This is a genomic window from Streptomyces regalis, assembly GCF_001509475.1.
In the GTDB taxonomy this organism is placed as follows: domain Bacteria; phylum Actinomycetota; class Actinomycetes; order Streptomycetales; family Streptomycetaceae; genus Streptomyces; species Streptomyces regalis.
In genome coordinates, this window is the sequence record NZ_LLZG01000244.1 from 1 (window position 1) to 431 (window position 431).

Annotated in this window: 1 protein-coding gene; it reads left to right on the top strand. The window is 70.5% G+C overall.

All coding sequences use genetic code 11. From position 1 onward, the window contains the following. On the top strand, nt 1-431 hold a 431-nt coding region (locus ADL12_RS24750), incomplete at both ends, for a MarR family winged helix-turn-helix transcriptional regulator (protein WP_062705276.1).

Here is a 431-nt window from a genome sequence, read left to right on the forward strand (position 1 = left end):
TGACCGCCACGGACCCCGCGCTCACCGCCCTCGCCCAGGGCTGGTGCGCCCTCTCCCTGCTGCACGGGAGGATCGAGGCGCACATCGAGCGCGCCCTGCAAAGCGGGCACGACCTGAGCGTGCGGGAGTACTCCCTGCTCGACGTGCTCAGGCGCCAGCACGACGGCGAAGGCGGGCATCTGCAGATGAAGCAGGTCGCCGACGCCGTCGTCCTCAGCCACAGCGCCACCACCCGCCTCGTCACCCGCCTCGAAGACCGCGGCCTGCTCTCCCGCTACCTCTGCCCCACCGACCGCCGCGGCATCTACACCGACGTCACCGAAGCAGGCCTGAAACTCCTCGAAGAAGCACGGCCGACCAACGACACAGCCCTGCGCAACGCCCTCGACGAGGCCGCGAAAAATCCCGAACTGGCCCCGCTGGTCCGGGCC